Source organism: Aeromonas salmonicida, from assembly GCF_028355655.1.
GTDB lineage: Bacteria > Pseudomonadota > Gammaproteobacteria > Enterobacterales > Aeromonadaceae > Aeromonas > Aeromonas salmonicida.
This window is the reverse complement of the sequence record NZ_CP110645.1, coordinates 1,236,750-1,256,248: the sequence shown is the minus strand read 5'-3', so window position 1 is coordinate 1,256,248 and position 19,499 is coordinate 1,236,750. Positions and strand designations below refer to the sequence as shown.

Genomic DNA, 19,499 nt, shown 5'->3' with positions numbered 1-19,499 from the left:
CCCTGATTATCGTTTTGCTTCAAGATTGGCCATGCTCAACTGGGTTTCTCTGGTGACCCAACATCCTTTGCCATCCGGTACAGTCTCAATCAAATCCACGCTAGTGTCAGTGATCCTGATCACCCGCCCCTGATCCAATCCCATGTGCTGATTGAGACCAACCCGTATGGATTGACCATCCGGCGTCCGGACCAGAGCCCACAGCTGCCCTTGCTGGCCAAGGGAGCCCTGCATGATGAGGTTGGCCAGAGAGTACCTCTCCAGTACCTCCTTCTCCCGGTTGGCCACTATCTGGGCACAATCAGGCTTTACCTTGGCATCGACCTTGGCACTGCTGGTCTCCGGCTGGGGAGTAATAAAGGGGCTACGCTGCTCACTGAGCCGATAAGCCATGGGAGAAAAGGGTTTGATTTCAGGCAATGGCTCAATGGGGACCGGCTTCCTGGCCTTGGTCTGAGCCACATAATTATCCATGTCATCCTGGCCACTGCAGGCGGTCAGCAAACACACCGGCAACAGCACGCAGATCATTCTCATTTTTTCTGCCCCACTGACTTGCCGTTGTACTTGTAGGTCTTGGCCAGCATCGACATGGCGATCAGCTCATCTTCTCCCTTGCTCTGACCAAGGTTGAACGACTCAAGGATGACAATACGCGGCAAAGCCGCCATGTCTGCCGTGAACTTGCCAATCTGATTGTAGGTGCCCACTACTTCGATACGCATGGGCAGTTCGGTCGAAAACTCGTGCTTGATCTCTGGCTCCCAATTGATGCGATTCAATTTGAGGCCATTGTCGGTCGCGATGAAACTGATATCGTCCAGCAAACCCGCCACCTCATGGGTGTTGGGTAACTGCTTGAGCTGGGCATCCACCAGTTGTTCAAGCTGCACCATTTGCGCCTTGTATGCGCCCAGATTAGCTGCAAGCATCGCCTTGCTCTCAAACTGCCCCTTCAGCTCCGCTTCTTTATTTGTCTCCTGAGTCAGCAAGGCCAACGAATTTGCTATCACGTAGTAATAGATGGCCCCCCCCAGCAGCGCACAGAAAAACAGGATGAAAATCCCTTTGGCCAGCTTGGGCCAACTGGCAATGCTGTTGAGATCCAGTTCATTGAGTTGTTGCAGGTTCATTGTTGCCCCTTAGTCACATCGACGGTGACGCCGGCTGTCGTCGCGACCAGAAACATCATGGAGAACTGACTCAGCGACACAGGTGCGACATCTGCCGCAAAAATCGTGCTGATCTGTGACTGGCTCAGCCAGCCGGAACCATCGATGCGCCGCATCATACTGGCGACCCTGCCGTAGGCTTCGGTCTTGCCGTTGACGTCGATCCGGTTGCTTTGCAAAGCAAGCGTATTCAGATAAACCCCATTGGGCACCAGCGAAGGCAGCTGATTGAACAGGCGAACCGGCAGATTGCGACGCATCTGCAGCTGTTCAATCAACTGCATGCGATCGATCAGCTCCTTGCGTCGCTCCTTGAGCAAGCGGATCTCGCCAAGTTGCGCATCGAGTATGGTCATCTCTTGCAGCAAACGCTGATTGCGCTGCTGCTGATGGCTGATCTGCTGCTTCACCAACCAGTCGGCGGCAAAGCCGAGAGAGGCGGTGATCGCCAGGAAAATCCCGAGCATGACCCCGAACTGTTTCTTCTGGCGCAGGGCGCGTGCTTCGCGCCAGGGAAGGAGGTTTATATTTGACATGGTGTGAAGCTCCTCAATGCCAGTCCCAGCGCCGTCATGTACTTGGCACCATGGACCACACCGCCCTCCCCTTTAGGCTTGCCGAACAAGCTGAAAGGATCCGGATGCAACACTTCACAATTGAGTTCATCTTGTAATTGACTGACAAGCCCGGGCAGCAGGCTCCCGCCTCCGGTCAGGACAAGCTTTGACAACTCCCGATAACCAGAGGAGCTGCAAAACAGCTGAACGTTGCGCCTGACTTGCTGCAACAGGGCATTGATATGGGGTAACAGCACATCCAGCTCATGGTCAGCAGGCAGAGTGCCTTTGATCTTGGCCTGCTCGGCCTCTTCCAGGCTCATGCTGTAAAAAGAGGAGAGTGCCTGACTGTATTGATCCCCGCCAAAATTCTGCAGTCTGGAATAAATCGTCTGGCCTTTGACCAAGGCCGCAAACGTCATGGCACTGGCCCCGATATCGATCACACCAACCGGTTTTTCCCAGGCAAGCAGCTCGGGCTGGCAGGCGAGGACAGCGCGCCCAAGAGCATGAGCTCCCACATCCACCACCTTGGTGATCATGTCGGCTTCGGCCAGGGCGGTAACCCGACCGCTCACACTTTCGGTACGGGCCGCACTCAGCAGCACCTCCTGGCGATCCTGATCGTTGACCTTGCCGAGGATCTCAAAATCCAGGCTCACTTCATCGAGGGGGAAGGGGATGAGCTGTTCGGCCTCCAGCTGGACCTGATTTTCCAGCTCGTTCTCCCCCAGGCTGGCATCAACCTGAATGACCTTGGTGATCACATTGGAACCGGTGACAGCCGTCGCCACGTACTGGCTATTGCCTGAAATGAGGCGCTTGAGGGCCTTGAGAGACTGGCTGACCCGTTCGATATCCTGCAACTGGTAATCGACCAGGGTGCCCTTGGGGGTGACGACTTCCGCCACCGATTCAAGATGCAGTTTGCCGGGGCGACCAGTGATGGTCACGGCCTTGATGGTCTGGCTCCCAAAATCAATACCTGCCAAGGGAAGCAAGGAACCTTTATTGAATAGCCCAAACATATACACATCCATGCGTTATTGGGTTTTAGGATTGATTGTAGGACAGCTCACAGCAAGGTGACGGCTTAACTCATCCTAAATGCTCTATCTATCAATGTCATAAAGTTTGTACCGAAAAGTGATGCATCTCGCTTTCTGGCTGCCCCCGCCTCCCCTTGGTTATTGAGCCACAGAATGCTAACCTCGCGCCTCTTGTCGAGGACCCTGACTACGAACAGGAAAACCTCGAATTTACGGAGGCAAAAGGGCTATACTCTGCGCCCGTTGGCTAATTTTAAGACGATTGGTAGTTCTTCCATGCTGAAATGGCTCGTACGCCTGTTTATTGTCATGATACTGGGTGCAGTGCTGGGTGTTGCCAGCCTCATCGGTATCTACTTCTACATCAAGCCCCAATTGCCGGATGTGACCGCTCTGCGCGACGTCAAGCTGGCCACCCCGATGAAGGTGTACAGCCGGGATGGGGAATTGATCTCCCAATTTGGCGAAATTCGTCGCATCCCTCTGCATCTGAACGAAATTCCCCAATCCATGATCGATGCCGTGCTCGCGACCGAGGATGCCCGCTTCTATGAGCATCCGGGTATCGACCCGATCGGTATCGTTCGGGCGGCCACTGTCTGGGCTGTTTCCGGCCAGGCTCGCCAGGGTGCCAGTACCATCACCCAGCAGGTCGCCCGCAACTTCTTCCTGAGCAACGAAAAAACCATAGTGCGCAAGGTCAAGGAGGTGTTTCTGGCCTGGCGCATCGAGCAGAATCTCTCCAAAGACGAAATTCTGCAGCTCTATCTGAACAAGATCCCCCTCGGTTACCGTGCCTTCGGGGTCGGCGCAGCCGCTCAGGTCTACTTCGGCAAAGAGGTCAAGGATTTGACCCTGGACGAGATCGCCATCATAGCCGGCTTGCCCAAGGCACCATCCATGCTGAACCCGATCCGTTCACCGGAACGTGCCTTTGCCCGCCGCAACGTGGTGCTGGGTCGTATGCTGGAAACCGGCAAGATCACCCAGGCCCAGTATGACGAGGCGTCCAAGATGCCCATCAAGGCCCGTTATCACGGTGCCGAGATCACCCTCAATGCTCCCTATCTGGGGGAGATGGTGCGCCAGAAGATGGTGCAGCAGTTCGGTGAAGATGCCTACACCATGGGCCTGCACGTCTATACCACTGTCAGTGCCAAGCGCCAGCGTGCCGCCCGTCAGGCCTTGCTGGATGGGGTGTTCGACTATGACACTCGTCACGGCTACCGTGGCGTGACAGCCCAGCTGTGGAAATCAGGCGAAGCCGATTGGGATTACGAGCAGATAATGGCCCATCTGGCCAAGCAACCTACTTATGAACCCCTGATGGCGGCCGTGGTCACCAAGCTGGATGACAAGGGGGCGACCCTGGTGCTGAAAAATGGCAAGCAGGCTGAGCTTGGCTGGAACGGCATCAAGTGGGCTCGCGCCTTCATCACAGACGATCGCCAGGGCTACGCCCCCCGTTCCGCCCGTGATGTGCTGAAAGTTGGCGCCCAGATCTGGGTCCGAGAGAAGGGCGAAGCCTTGCTGCTTTCCCAGATCCCCGAGGTCAACGCGGCTCTGGTGGCCATGAATCCGCAGGATGGTGCCATAGAGGGACTGGTCGGCGGTTTCAGCTTCGAACTGTCCAAATTCAACCGGGTTGATCAGGCACGCCGCCAGATAGGTTCCAACATCAAGCCGTTCCTCTATGCCACAGCGCTTGAGCAGGGCTATACCCTGGCCTCCCTCATCAACGATGCCCCCATCAACCAGTGGGATCCCTCCAAGGGCCCCATGTGGCAGCCCAAGAACTCCCCGGCCATCTACGAAGGCCCCACCTCACTGCGTCTCGGCCTTGCCAAGTCCAAGAACGTAATGTCGGTGCGGCTGATGCGCGCCATCGGTCTGGACACCTATATCGACGGTCTGACCCGCTTCGGATTCGCGCGCGATACCATCTCCGCCAACGAATCGCTGGCACTGGGCGCCGCCGAATTCACCCCGCTGGAAGTGGTGCGTGGCTATTCAGTCCTTGCCAATGGGGGCTTCCAGGTGACCCCCTACTTCATCACGGAAGTAGTCGACAGCTTTGGCGTACCCGTTTATCAGGCCAATCCGGCTGCAGCCTGCCGTGATTGCGGCGTACTGGCGGCGGCAGGCCTCGATAATGCCGATGCCTATGCCAATACCGCTCCTGACTGGAAGGCCCAGTGCCCGATCGATCCTGTCGTGCCCAACAACATGGCACCACAGACCATCAGTGCCCAGAGCGCCTTCCTGGTCACAGATACCCTGACCACCGCCATCTGGGGTGGCAATGGCTGGCGCGGCACCGGCTGGCGCGCGGCGCGGGATCTCAAGCGTCACGATATCTCCGGCAAGACGGGTACCACCAACGAATCCCGTGATGCCTGGTTCTCCGGCTATACCCCGAATCTGGTCGCCACCTCCTGGATCGGTTTTGACAACCACCAGCGTGGTTTGGGCCGGGCCGAGTTTGGCGGTGGTGCTGCGCAGCCCATCTGGATCGACTTCATGAAGACGGCGCTCAAACAGGTGCCCGAGCGCAAGATGCCGGTACCGGAGGGGATCATCACGGTGCGGATTGACCGTGAAACCGGTCTGCTGACCAATCGTGCAGACGGCAGCACCGAGGAGTTCTTCAAGGAAGGCACTGAACCGACCCGCTTTGCGACCCAGAGCTCGGACGGCAATCAGGTGTATGGCGGCGATGGCTCGCCCACTGACGGACCCGTCTCCACCGACGATATCTTCTAAGCAACACCAGATGACAAAACCGGCGCCAAGGCGCCGGTTTTCTTTTTCTACGCCTGCAATGTCAGCCGAGCAGGCTCTTCATCAGGCTGGAAATGCGGGAGGCCAGCTCGTTGAAGCAGGGCCTGCGTACCGAGTAGTGACGATAGAGCAGTGAGATGGTACGTCCCGGCACTGGGTCGACCACAGGCCGATAGCTGACGCCGCCCTCCTCGGCATTGGCGGGTACGGCAAGCCTGGGCACCAGGGTCATGCCACTGCCGGCAGCGACCATGTTGCGCAGCGTCTCCAGACTGGTGCCCTTGAAGCGTTGATCCTCACCGATGCCGGCGGCAAAACAGAATCCCATCGCCTGATCCCGCAAGCAGTGACCATCGGCCAGCATCAGCAACTTCTTGCCCTTGAGATTGCTGAGCGGCACAGCCCTGGCCTTGGCTTCCGGGTGGTGCTGCGGCACCGCCAGCCACATGGGCTCCTGATAGAGGGGGATGGAACCAAACCCTTCCATTCCGTCCAGCTCGGCGAGGATGAGGCAATCCAGCTCTCCCTCCTCCAGCCGTTTGAGCAGCAACTGGGTTTGCTCCTCATAGAGGTAGAACTCCAGCTTGGGAAAATGCTCGCGCAGGTCCTGAATGATGTGGGGCAACAGATAGGGACCGACGGTGGGAATGAAGCCGATATGGATCTCGCCAGACATGGGCTCGGCAAAGTGCTGGCCTATATTCTTGAGTTCACGCACCTCTTTTAGCACCTTGCGCGCCTGATGGGCCATGGCATCACCGGCCGGGGTAAACAGCACCTTGCGGGAGGTGCGCTCAATCAGGATCACCCCCAGCTCATCCTCCAGCTTGCGCAGCTGACCGCTCAGGGTAGGCTGGCTGACAAAGCAGCGCTCCGCCGCCTTGCGAAAATGTTTCTCCTCTTCCAATGCCACCAAATACTCGAGATCGCGAAGGTTCATACATCCAGAATCCTGCCAACCAATTGGGCCATTAGCATGCCCAAGAAAGACAGGAGGGACAAGGGATGGTGACTGAATGGAAAAAGAGGGGTGGATGGAAAAACAAAACGGGCCCGGATCCAGGATCCGGGCCCGCTCAAGCGGCGAGTGTCAAACCGTCATTACACCCGGAAGCGGCGCACCATCTCCTGCAACTGGTTCGCCAGGTGATTGAGGTCGTTACAGGCTTGCGCCATCTGGGTCGCACCGGCCGCCACCTCTTCCGAGGCGTGGCTGATGTTGACCACGTTGCGGTTGAGCTCTTCGCTCACCGCCCCCTGCTCTTCGGTTGCGGTGGCAATCTGGATGTTCATGTGGGAGATGCTCTCTACCGAATTGCTGATCTCCGAAATGGACAGTCCCGCCTCCCGGGCTGTGCTCACGGTGGAGTTCATCATCTCCTGGCTCTGCTGCATGGTAGTGCCAGCCTGCTCGGCCCGCTGCTGCAGCTCGGCGATGATGGTATTGATCTGGGAAGTGGAGTCCTGAGTGCGTTTGGCCAGGGTGCGTACTTCATCGGCCACCACGGCAAAACCACGGCCCTGCTCACCAGCCCGTGCCGCTTCGATGGCGGCGTTCAACGCCAGCAGGTTGGTCTGCTCGGCTATGCCACGAATGACCTCCAGCACCATGCCGATATTGCGGCTGTCATCGCCGAGCTGACGGATCACCACGGCAGTGCTCTCGATGGCACCAGCCACCTGCTCAATGCGCTTGATGGAGTCGTTGACGGTATTGGCTCCCAACTCGGCGGAGCTGCTTACCTGAGTCGCGGCACTGGCGGCGTCACTGGTATTGCGGGAGACCTCCTGCACTGTGGCCTGCATCTCGTTCATGGCGGTGGCCAGCTGGTTCAGCTCATGCTGCTGATTATTCATATTGCTGGCGGATTGACGAGCGACGGCACTTATCTCCTCTGACGCCGAGCTGAGTTGCACCACAGAGCCAGACACCTCGCTGACCAGATTGCGCAAATTGCCCTGCATCTCGCCAAACCCCTTGGCCAGCTTGCCCAACTCGTCATTATTGAACCACTTCAAATCGAGGTGAGCAGCCAGATCCCCTGCAGCAACCTTGCCCACCAGCTCCAGCAATTTGTTGACCGGTTGCTTGATCTGCTGGGTCAGATACCAGGCCACCAGCACCACAAAGATCAGCGTCACCAGCCCGATGGCCACACTGAGCTGCTTGGCGGACTGGTATGCCTGGTCGTTGCTTTTCTCCATCGCCACCCCAATCCTGTCGTTGATTTCACGCAAGGTCATGGTGAGCTTGGTCGCCTGCTCCAGGGTTGTGCGTGTCAAGCCGTCCCGATACTCGCCAATGCGGGCACTGTCGTTCTGCATCACAGCCTGATAGAGCTGATCATGGGCACTGAAATAGGCCGCCCCTGCTGGTTGCAAGGCTGCATATGTCTGCTCTTCATCGGTTGCATTGAATGTCAGGCGCCCATAATCAGCTACGGCCTTGGCAAAGCGACCTTTTGCTTCAGTGACGCTGTCATTGCGTCTTGTGATGTCGGCGCTGTCATTGTTGGCCAGCGCAATTACCATGGCCAACTGGGCTCTGCGTGCATCCAGCAAGGCTACATGCATCTGACTTGCATACCGAATGGAGGGCACCAGATTCGTTGTAATGAGCTGGGTATTGCCGTTCAGGTAGGAGAGCCGGGAAATCCCGAAACCTGCCAGCACAAACACAAGCAGCGCCAGCACCGCAAACCCAGTACTCAACTTCTGACCGATAGACATATTTCTGAACATGATTGATATCCTTGGCAGCTGGACGCAAACCCGTGGAGCAACACTCCCGAGCAACTTCCCATAGAGCATAGCGCTATGAGCGAAAACGGATGATTTTCAAACTATCCGTCACTCAATATATCGTCATATCAGTCAAGGGCTCGGGCGCAAGGCAGGTAGATGAAAAGCTGCACCTCAACTGCAGGAGAAGGAATTCAACGCCCAATCAGCTCCTGGAGCTTGCGAGCAAATGCCTCCGGTTCCCCCAGGAAGGACGAAGCCGACACCGGCGTTATCTTGTCACCCAGCACCAGACCCAGTGTGGGATAGCCCTGACCGCCGAGGCGGCGCATCCAGCCCTGACTGTCCACCAGATGAGTGGTCAGATCCACGTTCTGATAGGCATCTGCAAATGCAGCTGAGTCAATGCCCTGCTCTGCCGCCAGGCTGCTCAGGTGTGCGAGGGAGCCGACCCAGATGCCATCGCGATAATGGGACTGCTGAATGCGATGAAGCAGGGCCAGGCCATTGCCACCCAACGCAGTGATCGCCAGGATGGCACGGATGGGCTGCTCCGAATCGAGCAAGAGGCCATCACTGAGCAGCAAGTCGTTGAAGTAGCGCTCGCCGAAGGGCTGGCCGGTCAGGGCCTGGATCCGCTCGTCATGAGGGCGAACGTAATCGCGCAGTGCCAGGCCCATGGGCTGGCGACGCTCGCCAAGCCAGAGGCCGCCGGCATGGAGTTCAATGCGAAGGCCCGCTATCCCGGCAGCCGCTTGCAGCAAGGGGGCTGCGCCATAGCACCAGCCGCAGAGGGGGTCATATACGTAATGCAGGCTTGTCTCTTTCATGTGATTCACTCTCGATTGTCTGGCTAAAAAAAACCGGGCCCCAGGGCCCGGCAAAAAACACAGGGAAAGCAGGCTCAGTGGCTTACCACTTCATTTCGCCGGTGTTGACCTTGGCACCGATGGCCAGGCCGTCATCGACCGGCAGGGACGGGAAGGCTTTCTTCATGCTTTCAATCAACTCGCCAGAATTCTTGGATTTGGCCAGCTCCTGCTCGAAACGCTGTACGTAGTCACGGGTAAAGGTCACGGCTTCGGTTCCCTTGGGCTCAGTGCCCAGGAAGTGGCCCGGTACGACGCGCTCGGGCTTCATCGCCTGCAATTCGTTGAGGGTCTTCACCCAGTGAGCACGGGCGTCCTTGGTCTGGCTGTCCGCCATCCACACGTGAACACCGTGATAAACCGGTACACCACCGAATGCGGTCTTGATGGACGGCGCCCAGAGGTAAGCGGTCGGAGTGTTCATCTCTTTGATTTCAATCTTTTCCCCTTCCAGGGTCAGGTGGTTGGCCGTCAGTACCTGAGGTACTGTCAGGCTCTTGGGTGAGCCGTCGCCCAAAATAGGTCCCCAATAGGTCAGCTTGTCATCTTTGGTCTTGTTGATGTGGTCGATCACATGCTGGTCTGCCAGCACTTTAACGCCAGGGAATGCAGCCAGGATGGGCTCCAGACCAAAGTAGAAATCGGGGTCGCCCGCGCTGATATACACGGTGGTCAACTGCTTGCCGCTTTTCTTGATCATGTCGACTAGGGCCTGACCGTTTTTCACATCAAACTGGGCGTCGATCAGAATGGCCTCTTTGTCGCCAGCCACCAGGGAGGAAGAGACCGGGAAGATCGCCTTCTCGCCCGGGTTGTAGACAGTCACGGTCAGGGGGCCTGCCAGGGCAGCGCCACTCAACAGGGTGGTAGCCAGGGTCAAATTGCGGATCAGGGTATTGTTCATCGGGTATTCCTTATCAAGTCATCGGGTGGTTCATCAGATGGACACAGTTTATTGGATCATTAACGGTACAAATACAGCATAATAAGCGCATCACTGTTGCATTAATCGAACATATAGAGGACCTGCACATGGATCGACTGACCGCATTACGGGTCTTTGTCAGCGTAGTCGAACAGGGCAGCCTGAGTGGCGCCGGGGAGAAGCTGGAGATGTCGCGCGCCATGGTGACGCGCTATCTGGCGGAACTGGAACAGTGGATGGGGGCTCGTCTGCTGCATCGCACCACACGCAGACTGAGCCTGACCGGCCCGGGGGAAGAGGCACTGAACCGGGCCAGAGCCATGCTGGCGCTGGGGGAAGAGATGGAGCAGATCGCCATCCGGGGCGATGAGGCGCCCAAGGGACAATTGCGTATCACCAGCAGCTACTCCCTATCGGAGGCCCTGCTGGTGGGAGCTGCCAATGACTACCTGGCCCAGTATGCGGGCACCGCCATCGATATACTGCTGCTGGACCGCACCGTCAATCTGGTGGAGGAGCGGATCGATCTGGCCATTCGCATCACCAATGATCTGGATCCCAACCTGGTGGCCCGCCGGCTCGGCACCTGCCACTCAGTGGTCTGTGCCAGCCCGGCTTATCTGGCAAGGCACCCGACTCCACAGAAAGTGCAGGATCTCGCCCTGCACAATTGCCTCACCTACACCTATTTTGGCAAGAGCCTGTGGGAGTTTCAGGGGCCGGCCGGACCGGAATCCGTGCCAGTCAGCGGCAATCTCAGCGCCAACATCTCCAACCTGCTGCTGGAGGCCACCCTGGGCGGGGCAGGCATCAGCATGCAGCCCCGTTACTCGGCGCAACCTTATCTGGAAAGCGGTGCTCTGGTGCCCCTGCTGAGCCAGTGGCAACCCAAACGGCTCGGCGTCTACGGTGTGTATGGTACCCGCAAACAGATGTCTCCCCTGCTGCGCAGCTTCCTCGATTTTCTGGTGGTCAGAATGGGGGCCGACCCCATGTGGCAGGAGTAAAACGACACCATGCAAAAGGGGCCCGCAGGCCCCTTGTCACTGTATATCCCGGTCAGTTGTAGCCGGATCAGGCTTCAAAACCGGTCAATGGCACCTCGGACGGAGCCTCCTGAGCCACATCCAGATAGATGTCACGATACGCCACATAGATGGAGTAGTTGAGGGCCGGTATCACCACCAGCAGGCCAATCAACATCAGGGCGGCGCCAAACAGCATCAGACCAGCCGTGATCAGGCCCCACCAGAGGAAAGGCCACATGTTGGTGAGACAGCCCCTGAAACTCAATCTGGCTGCCTGCAATATGCCCATATCGTGGAAATAGATGAGGGCGGGTGCGAAGGTGATGGCCATCAATACAGGGATCAGCAGTGCCAGTCCCAGCAACAGACAGAGCAAGAGCCCTTGCGCCTGAGCCACGCTCACCACCATGGATTCGGGATCCTGGGTCAGCAGGGAGGTCAGCCCCCACATGGAGAGCAGCCCCAAGCAAATGAGGCCGATCAGGGTGAACAGGGCCAGCACCAGCAGGCCCCCCAGCATCAGCGGGGTCAGCTTGTTGCGAAACCCGGCAAAAAAGTCGGCAAACTTGAGCTCATTTCCCTCATAGCCCCGATGGGCCACGACCACCCAGCCAGCACCCCACACCATATAAAGCAACTGGGAGATGAGACCGCCCGCAGGCAGGCGATCCAGCAGCAGACCGACCGCGAACCAGATCAGGACCATGGCGACGCTGACACCCATGCCCTTGTTGAAAATATCGAAGCCGGATCGCACCCAGACCCAGCCACGCCCGATGGGGTGACGGGCGGGTTCGGCTCGCAGGGGGGACAATCCATTCATAACGTTTCCTCAGATGATAACGGGCTGGCTGCCGATTCTAGAGCCATGGGCCGACTGACTCAATGGCGGTGACCATAGGCGAGCACTTCGCATGTCATGGCTGCTTGTATCAGGCGTTACAGTTATCATAAGAGACCCCCGCACCAGGGGCATTCACTTATTCAAGAGAATCCAAGATGCGTAAACTTCATCTGGCACTGATCCTGCTGGCCTCACTGCTGTTAAATCTCTGGCAATGGCAGGCCCAGCCTGCCACCGCTGTCCACTCGCAACCAGAGCCAGATGGCAGCCCCCGAATGGTGCAGTGCGATGGGGCTGCAAACCCGAACGCCAGCCAGAGCACGGGCCAGAACCTGATGGCCAAGCTGCCGGGCAAAAGCGCTCAGGGGGAGCCAGCCACCGCTCAGGAAGCCATTCCCCCCAATCCGGAGCTGGAGGCCGCCATCAGCCAGTGGAGCCAGTCCAGCGACGGCTCTTTGCTGATCGAGCGCCTCTACGATGCAGAGCAGGGCCGCCATCTCACCACGGTATTCGACCGGCTGGACGTAGTGGAAGATGTGCGCGGTCAGGTGCAGGAGCTGTTGCGCGAGCTCTACCGCCTCGGCTTCGATCACCCCGATGCCTATGAGCAGGAGAGCCAGCGGATCTGGAACAATATCAGTAACCTGCTGGGTGAGGATACCCGCACCCGGCTGGAGCAGGATCTCTACTCGGGTGACATCAATCGGCTGCTGGAGATCCAGGGCCGGCTGGCGGAACGCGGCGAGCTGCTTGCCCCGACCCAGCGCCAATCTCTGACGCGTCTGCTGAGCGATGCCAACCAGCAGCTGTCCCAGCAGGAGAGTGGCGATGCCAGTACCTATCTGGAAAACCAGAAGGCCTATACCCAACGCGTGCTGGAGAGCAGCCGTGCCTTCCTGAACCCAAGCCAGCTGAAAGTGCTGCAAGAGATGCTGGAGCTGGATCTGGTGCGCCAGGAGGTCTCGGTCCAGATGGAAGCCATCTACCAGCACTTCCAGCCGGCCTCCTGATGCCCTTAACCTTGTTCGTTTGACCCAACCCATAGCGTGGATCTGTCATGAGAGTCGTTTGTTGTCTGTTGTTGCTATTGGCCAGCCAGTCCGCCCTCGCCGAGGGATTTATCAGCCGTCTGCTCAATCACCCTGTCCCCGGCGGTGTGGCCGTGGTACCGCTCGGGAATGAGCTGCAGGCCCCCACAGTCCGCTATCAGGACAAGCCTGTGCTGGTCGTGCGAGAGGATGGCCAACGCTGGATTGCCATCGTCGGCATTCCCCTCAAAACCCCGCAGGGAATCCAGCAGCTGACGGTCAATGATGGCCGCACCCTCAGCTTCACAGTCACGCCCAAGCACTATCGCGAGCAGCACATCAAGCTCAAGAACAGCCGCCAGGTCAATCCGCTGGCCGAAGACATGGTGCGCATCAACCGCGAACTGGCCGAGCAGACCCTGGCCTATCAGACCTTCAGTCCCACCCAACCCAGCAATTTGCTGTTCGACAAACCGGTCAAGGGGCCCCTCTCCAGCCCGTTTGGTCTGCGCCGCTTCTTCAATGGCGAGGAGCGCAACCCCCACTCAGGGCTCGACTTCGCGGTCGGTGCCGGTACCCCAATCAAAGCACCGGCCGCCGGCAAGGTGATCCTGATTGGCAACTACTTCTTCAACGGCAATACCGTGTTTGTCGACCACGGTCAGGGGCTCATCAGCATGTTCTGCCACATGTCGAAGATCGATGTGAAACTCGGCCAGAGCCTGCCACGCGGCGGCATAGTCGGTCGAGTCGGCGCAACCGGCCGTGCCACCGGCCCCCATATGCACTGGAACGTCAGCCTCAACGATGCCAGGGTCGATCCCGCCATCTTTATCGGGGCCTTCAAGCCCTGACTCGAGACAGCCAATCCAGCGCATCAGCCGTGATGAGCAGACCGGATAAAACAGAAAAGGCAGCCAAGGCTGCCTTTTCTGTTTTGGGGACACAGCTCAATGGGCGGGAACGTGCAATCCCGCTTCTTTGCGCATGGCGCGCCACATCACCAGCACCAGCACAGTGCTGCAAGTCGGCAACGCTAGCCAGACACCTGATACCCCCCACAGGGAGGAGAAGCCCCACAGGAAGCCGCCGATCAGCACCAGCTTGCCGCCGGTGAGCAGGGAGGCGATGCGCGCCCGGTTGATGGCCTGGAAGTAGGTTGCCCCCACCAGCAGCAATCCCTCCATCGGCAGGCCCCAGAAGTAAAGCCAGATGCCGAGGCTCGCCACCGGCAGGAGGGCCGCATTGTCGCCGGCAAATAGATATACGACCCCCTCAGGCCACAGATAGAGCGGGATCATGCCGCACAGCGCCACCAACAGGGTGACCCCCAGCGCCAGGTTGCGCACCCGCAACACCCGTTGCCAGTTGCCCGCCCCCGCGTTGAAGCTGGCGATGGGCTGTATGCCCATGGCGATCCCCTCGAAGATGAGATAGAAGAAGGCTTCGCTATAGCTGATGACGCCATAGGCTGCCACATGCAGCGAGGTGCCCACCGCCAGCAGCGCCTTGTTGTGCATCGCCAGCACCACCGACAAGTAGAGATACATCAGAAAGCTCGATATCCCGAGGCGCAGGGTCTCCCCCATCAGCCGCCAGTTCGGCGTAAGGGTATCCCAGCGAATACGCAACTGGCTGCGGGGGGTGAAAAAGTGCCACAGACAGAGTCCGCCGGTCACGGCTTGAGAGAGCATGGTCGCAATGGCCGCCCCCGCCAGTCCCCAGGGAATGACTGCCATCAGCAGATAGTCGAGCAGCACGTTGAGCACGCCACCGCCGACCAGGATCCAGGTGGTGAGACCCGGTCGCCCGTCGTTGCGCAGCAAGGCGGTAAATGCCATGGAGAGCACGGCAAATACCCCGAGCAAGGCATACCAGCGCAGATAGGCCATGCCAGCGTTGAAGATCTCCCCCTCGGCTCCCATCCAGGAGAGCATTGCCTCACCATAGCGAATGCCGATAAAGGTGAGCACGACCGAGGCCATCAGCACCATCACCAGCGCATTGCCGACGATGTGACGTGCAGTTGCCTGCTCCCCCTTGCCGAGATAGAAGGAGGCGAGCGACGAGGAACCCATGCCGATCAGCGCCCCCACCGCATAGAGCACGGCGCAGATGGGATACGCCAGCATCATGCCTGCCAGTCCGTCCTGACCCAGGATATGGCCGACGAAGATGCCGTCTATGGTGACATAGATGCCGGTGACCAGCATGGCGGCCACGGTCGGCGTGACGTAGCGCAAAAACAGGCGAGAGAGTGGGGCCGTGCCCAGATCGACTGCAGACATAAGATGCTCAAAGGAGGGAGAAACGGCCAGAATAATAGCCAAACAAGGCCAGGATCGCCCGTTATTTATGTTACAAATCATTAATATGGAAAACTTTACCCGCTCCGGCCCCTGCTTTAGGCTAGGGCGACCTCTCATGAACGGAAACGTGCGCCATGTTGCAACGCCTGCTCTCTCTGCTGCTGCTCTCCCTCTCTCTCTTTCCCCTGCTCGTCCAGGCCGATGACGCTATCACCCAGGTAGAGGAGTTGCTGCAGAGCGTCCCCAAGACGGACACCCCGGAAAACCAGAAATTGCGGGAGAGTTATCAACAGGCGCTGCAGTTTGCCCGGGAAGCCCAGCGCTATCGTGAGCAGGCTAAGGCCTATCAGCAGATCCTGATTGATTACCCCAAGGAGTCGGCCCGCCTCAAGGAGAGCCTGCACAACTACCAGCCCCAGTCCCGCCCGTCCCTCTCCTCCTTGAGGGAGGAGGCGCTGCGCCAGGCCATCGGCCTGAGCAGCAACCGTCAACTCAACCTGCGCAAGGAGCGTCAGGCGGTGATGGACAGCCTCAACCAGTTGGAGAGCACGGGCCAGGAGTACCACCTGAGGGTCGACGAGTTGCGCAAACAGTTGCAGCAGACCCGTACCCTGCTCGACCGGCTCAGCTTCAGCAGCGAGTCGGATCGCCAGCAGGATGCCCAGCGGCTGGCCACCCGCCTCAAGGAGCAGAGTCTCGCCGACCGGATCCAGATGCTGGAGCTGGAGCAGCTCTCCGCCCAGCAGCGCAACGATCTCGGCAAGCTGAAGTTGCAGGAGCTCAATCTCGCCATCACGGATGAAGACGAGTGGCAGGCCAGCCTGCTCAACCAGCAGAACCAGCTGCGCCGCGACAAGACGGAGCAGGCGCTGGCCGAAAGCGAGCGGCTGCGCAAGCAGCTCACCTCCGACATGCCGCTGCTGCTGGAGCAGCAACAGCAGAACCAGGCGCTCTCCATCCAGCTCGGCGCGTTGGAGGATCAGATAGAGCGGGTACAGGACGATCAAAGGGCCATCGACAAGAACCTGTCGGCCCTGAACGATCTGGTCAATTCGGTGCGGGAGCAATTGGAGTGGTTGCAGATCAGCAACGCCTACGGCGAGAACCTGCGCAGCAAGCTCTCCGACCTGCCAGCCTACTTCCCGCTCGACAAGCTGGAGTCCGCCATCGTCAACGCCCGCATGGCCAAATACCAGTACGAAACCGAACAGGATGCCCTCAAGGATCCGCGCCAGATGCGCGAGCAGCTGATGGCCACCGACGAGGTGGCGCTCGATCGCTCCCAGCAGGCGGTGCTCGACAATCTGCTCAAGGCCAGACGGCAACTGCTGACCCGTCTCAATGACGCGTCCGACAGCCTGATCCAGGAGCAGACCCGCCTCAAGCTGCTCTACAGCCGCCAGAACAGCAAGATCGACGAGATCCGCGACCTCAGCGCCAGCCACCTGTTCTGGATGCCGGATGTGCGTCCGCTCACCCCGACCGTACTGCTCGGCATTCCGGCGGCCCTCGGCCTTGCCTTCAACCCGACCAACTGGCTGCAACTGCCGCAGGCCATCGCCGAGAACAATCCCATCACCCTCACCCTGGCCGGTATCGGCATACTGGTGCTGGCCTGGTGCTGGTTCAAGCTCGCCCGTCACCTGACGCATTACAGTCAGCACATAGCACCGCGCATCGGCAAGGTGACCCAGGACAAGTTCAGCCTCACCAGCCGCCTGCTGGTGCGCTCTTTGCTCGCCTCCCTGCCCCTGCCCGCCATGGTGCTGATGGTGCATGGTCTGCTCGACGGCGCCTGGCAATACCCGTTCGCGGTGGCGGTCGCCCGGGGCCTGAGTGAAATCTGGTTCCTGCTGCTGGCACTCTTGATGGCGCGCCACCTGACGCTGGAAAAAGGGATACTGATCCTGCATTTTCGCTGGCAGAAAGAGTGGGTGCAGAAGGTGTGGAGCCAGTTTCGCACTCTGCTGCTGGTGATCATCCCCAGCTTCTTCGTGCAGGGCATGGCCAACAGCTATCAGGAACACGCTTTCTATGACTCCCTCGGCCGGATGGCGTTCATCGTCGGTGCCCTCTGGTTGCTGCTGTTCTTTGCCCGCCTCAACCGGGAGCGACTGCCGCTGACCTGGGGCCAGGCCGACATGAGCAAGCCCCATCTGCTGCACCACTTCATCTGGAACAGCCTGATGCTGGCCCCGCTGCTGGCGGTGATCGGCTCCCTGCTCGGCTACTTCTACACGTCCCGCATCCTGCTGCGCCAGCTGGAGCTCAGCCTGCTGATGGGGCTCGGCTGCCTGCTCATCTACTATCTGGCCCACCGCTGGATGCTGATCCAGCGCCGCCGTCTCGCCTTCGATCGGGCCAAGAGCAAACGGGCCGAGATACTGGCCCAACGTGGCCGGGAAGAGGGCCATGATGAACTCAGCTCCGAGATACCGGATGTAGTGGAAGATACCGAGCTGGATTTGGACACCATCAGCGCCCAGTCGCTGGGGCTGGTGCGCACCCTGCTGATGCTGGGATTCACCATGCTGGTGGTGGTGCAGTGGTCCGAGCTCAACTCGGCGTTCAGTTTCCTGCGCAGCATCGAAGTGTGGCAGGTCACCAGCAAGATTGGCGGCATAGAGCAGCTCTCCCCCATCACACTGCAGGATCTGATGCTGACGGCATTCACCTTCATACTGACGGTGGTCACTGCCCGCAATCTGCCGGGCCTGATGGAGCTGACCCTGCTCCAGCACCTGAGCCTGTCCCCGGGCACAGGGTTTGCCATCACCACTGTCACCAAGTACATAGTGCTGGTAGTGGGGGCGCTCAGCGGCTTCTCCATTCTTGGTATCGACTGGTCCAAGGCGCAGTGGATGGTGGCAGCCCTCTCGGTCGGCCTGGGTTTCGGCCTGCAGGAGATCTTCGCCAACTTCGTCTCCGGCCTCATCATACTATTCGAGAAGCCGATCCGGCTCGGCGACACTGTCACCATCCGCGAGCTAACCGGCACAGTGACCAAGATAAAAACCCGCGCAACCACCATAGTGGACTGGGATCGCAAGGAGATCATCGTCCCCAACAAGGCCTTCATCACCGAGCAGTTCATCAACTGGTCCCTGTCGGACGCCATCACCCGGGTTCGCTTGCGCATCCGTATCGGCCTGACTCAGGACCCCAAACGGATACAGACGATTCTGGAAGATTCGATCAAGGCCTCCACTCTGGTGCTGGAGACCCCCTCCCCCGAGGTGTTCCTGATCGAATTCACCGATTCAGCGCTGATCTACGAGATGCGGCTCTATGTGAACAGCATGGATCACCGCATGCCCATCACCCACGAAGTACACTCGCTGGTGCTGGAGAAACTGCAGCAACAAGGTCTGGGACTGCCGCACCAGCAGATCGATATTCGACTGAGCCGCGCCTGACCGGGACATAAAGGAGTTATATGATGCAGATCATCGCCCATCGCGGGGCCAGTGGCCTGGCGCCGGAAAATACCCTCAAGGCCATCAGGCTGGCGCTGGAACTGGGGGCTGAAGCCATCGAAATAGACGTGCAGCAGGCCGATGGCGAGCTGTGGGTATTCCACGACCGGCGGCTCGAGCGCTGCACTGACGGAAGCGGCGTGCTGACAGCCCAATCTTGCGCCTATCTGACCAGTCTGGATGCCGGACAAGGGGAATCGATCCCTACCTTGTGGCAGGTGATGACGACCATTGCCGGTCGCGCCGAGCTGCATATCGAGCTGAAAGGGGCGCACACTGCCAGCGAGGTGGCCTTGCTGACCCGGCGCGCCGAAGCCGAACTGGGTTTCACACCGGTTCAGTGGGTCGTCTCCTCCTTCCACCACCCGGAACTGGCCCGTTTCGCCGCCTTGCGACCCGAGATCCGGCTTGGGGCACTGACCGCTACCCTACCATTCACCCTGGCGAGCTTCGCTGCCGAGCTCGGCGCCTGGTCACTCAACTGTGATGTGGACTTCGTCGATGAGGCACTGGTGCAGGATGCCCACAACCGCGGGTTGAAAGTGCTGGTCTATACGGTCGATCATGGGGACGATCTGACCGCACTGGCGGCCATGGGGGTTGACGGCATATTTACCAACCGGCCGGATCGCTTCCTTTCCCCGAAACAAGGGGACTCATTACTTCGGCAGGAGATCCCTAAGCGCTGATTTAGGCTATAAATTTAAGTGCGCACCGGG

At 59.1% G+C, this 19,499-nt stretch carries 16 protein-coding genes; 6 read left to right on the top strand and 10 right to left on the bottom strand.

Features of this window, described 5'->3' with window-relative positions; translation table 11 throughout:
• Window positions 1-6: 6 nt before the first annotated feature.
• From ONZ54_RS06195 to tapM, 4 genes are read right to left on the bottom strand one after another with little or no spacing between them, the layout of a single operon-like run.
• On the bottom strand, window positions 7-537 hold the full coding sequence (locus tag ONZ54_RS06195) for a pilus assembly protein PilP (RefSeq protein WP_011898454.1): 531 nt from the start codon (window positions 535-537) through the stop codon (window positions 7-9).
• Complete coding sequence (gene tapO / locus ONZ54_RS06190; RefSeq protein ID WP_271787710.1) at window positions 534-1,133, bottom strand: PilO family type IV pilus biogenesis protein TapO; 600 nt, start codon at window positions 1,131-1,133, stop codon at window positions 534-536. Before tapO ends, ONZ54_RS06195 begins: the two co-directional genes overlap by 4 nt.
• On the bottom strand, window positions 1,130-1,708 hold the full coding sequence (gene tapN, locus ONZ54_RS06185; RefSeq protein WP_005317129.1) for a PilN family type IV pilus biogenesis protein TapN: 579 nt from the start codon (window positions 1,706-1,708) through the stop codon (window positions 1,130-1,132). Before tapN ends, tapO begins: the two co-directional genes overlap by 4 nt.
• On the bottom strand, window positions 1,696-2,769 hold the full coding sequence (tapM, locus tag ONZ54_RS06180; RefSeq protein WP_212540161.1) for a PilM family type IVa pilus assembly protein TapM: 1,074 nt from the start codon (window positions 2,767-2,769) through the stop codon (window positions 1,696-1,698). The genes tapN and tapM overlap by 13 nt, the downstream gene beginning before the upstream one ends.
• Window positions 2,770-3,054: 285 nt before the next feature.
• On the opposite strand from tapM, the gene ONZ54_RS06175 reads away from it, so the two are divergent.
• On the top strand, window positions 3,055-5,541 hold the full coding sequence (locus ONZ54_RS06175; RefSeq protein WP_271787709.1) for a penicillin-binding protein 1A: 2,487 nt from the start codon (window positions 3,055-3,057) through the stop codon (window positions 5,539-5,541).
• Between the two features lie 61 nt (window positions 5,542-5,602).
• Here ONZ54_RS06175 and oxyR read toward each other — a convergent pair whose 3' ends face one another.
• From oxyR to ONZ54_RS06155, 4 genes are all read right to left on the bottom strand, one after another.
• On the bottom strand, window positions 5,603-6,499 hold the full coding sequence (gene oxyR, locus ONZ54_RS06170) for a DNA-binding transcriptional regulator OxyR (protein ID WP_021138222.1): 897 nt from the start codon (window positions 6,497-6,499) through the stop codon (window positions 5,603-5,605).
• 161 nt (window positions 6,500-6,660) lie between these two features.
• Window positions 6,661-8,301: a methyl-accepting chemotaxis protein gene (locus ONZ54_RS06165; RefSeq protein WP_125729005.1), complete on the bottom strand. Its 1,641-nt coding sequence runs from the start codon at window positions 8,299-8,301 to the stop codon at window positions 6,661-6,663.
• 194 nt (window positions 8,302-8,495) lie between these two features.
• Complete coding sequence (locus ONZ54_RS06160) at window positions 8,496-9,131, bottom strand: DsbA family protein (RefSeq protein ID WP_271787708.1); 636 nt, start codon at window positions 9,129-9,131, stop codon at window positions 8,496-8,498.
• Window positions 9,132-9,213: 82 nt separating this feature from the next.
• On the bottom strand, window positions 9,214-10,074 hold the full coding sequence (locus tag ONZ54_RS06155) for a Vmh family MBL fold metallo-hydrolase (protein ID WP_125599465.1): 861 nt from the start codon (window positions 10,072-10,074) through the stop codon (window positions 9,214-9,216).
• 128 nt (window positions 10,075-10,202) lie between these two features.
• Between ONZ54_RS06155 and ONZ54_RS06150 the strand changes: the two genes are divergently transcribed.
• A complete protein-coding gene (locus tag ONZ54_RS06150) occupies window positions 10,203-11,102 on the top strand; it encodes a LysR family transcriptional regulator (protein WP_059111480.1) in 900 nt (299 codons plus the stop codon).
• Window positions 11,103-11,169: 67 nt separating this feature from the next.
• On the opposite strand, the gene ONZ54_RS06145 is transcribed toward ONZ54_RS06150, so the two are convergent.
• Window positions 11,170-11,946: a BPSS1780 family membrane protein gene (locus ONZ54_RS06145; protein ID WP_271787707.1), complete on the bottom strand. Its 777-nt coding sequence runs from the start codon at window positions 11,944-11,946 to the stop codon at window positions 11,170-11,172.
• Window positions 11,947-12,122: 176 nt separating this feature from the next.
• Between ONZ54_RS06145 and ONZ54_RS06140 the strand changes: the two genes are divergently transcribed.
• A complete protein-coding gene (locus ONZ54_RS06140; protein ID WP_271787706.1) occupies window positions 12,123-12,977 on the top strand; it encodes a hypothetical protein in 855 nt (284 codons plus the stop codon).
• 47 nt (window positions 12,978-13,024) lie between these two features.
• Window positions 13,025-13,849 carry a peptidoglycan DD-metalloendopeptidase family protein gene (locus ONZ54_RS06135; protein ID WP_271787705.1) on the top strand — a complete coding sequence of 275 codons (825 nt, stop codon included), beginning with the start codon at window positions 13,025-13,027 and terminating at the stop codon, window positions 13,847-13,849.
• Window positions 13,850-13,945: 96 nt separating this feature from the next.
• On the opposite strand, the gene ONZ54_RS06130 is transcribed toward ONZ54_RS06135, so the two are convergent.
• The gene (locus ONZ54_RS06130; RefSeq protein ID WP_058393816.1) at window positions 13,946-15,283 is read right to left on the bottom strand and encodes an MATE family efflux transporter; all 1,338 of its coding nucleotides are present in this window, start codon (window positions 15,281-15,283) and stop codon (window positions 13,946-13,948) included.
• A 155-nt stretch (window positions 15,284-15,438) separates the two neighbouring features.
• Here ONZ54_RS06130 and mscM point away from each other — a divergent pair, with 155 nt between their 5' ends.
• On the top strand, window positions 15,439-18,720 hold the full coding sequence (gene mscM, locus ONZ54_RS06125) for a miniconductance mechanosensitive channel MscM (protein WP_271787704.1): 3,282 nt from the start codon (window positions 15,439-15,441) through the stop codon (window positions 18,718-18,720).
• A gap of 23 nt (window positions 18,721-18,743) precedes the next feature.
• Window positions 18,744-19,469, top strand: a complete 726-nt coding sequence (locus tag ONZ54_RS06120) for a glycerophosphodiester phosphodiesterase (RefSeq protein ID WP_271788254.1) — start codon at window positions 18,744-18,746, stop codon at window positions 19,467-19,469.
• Window positions 19,470-19,499: the final 30 nt, after the last annotated feature.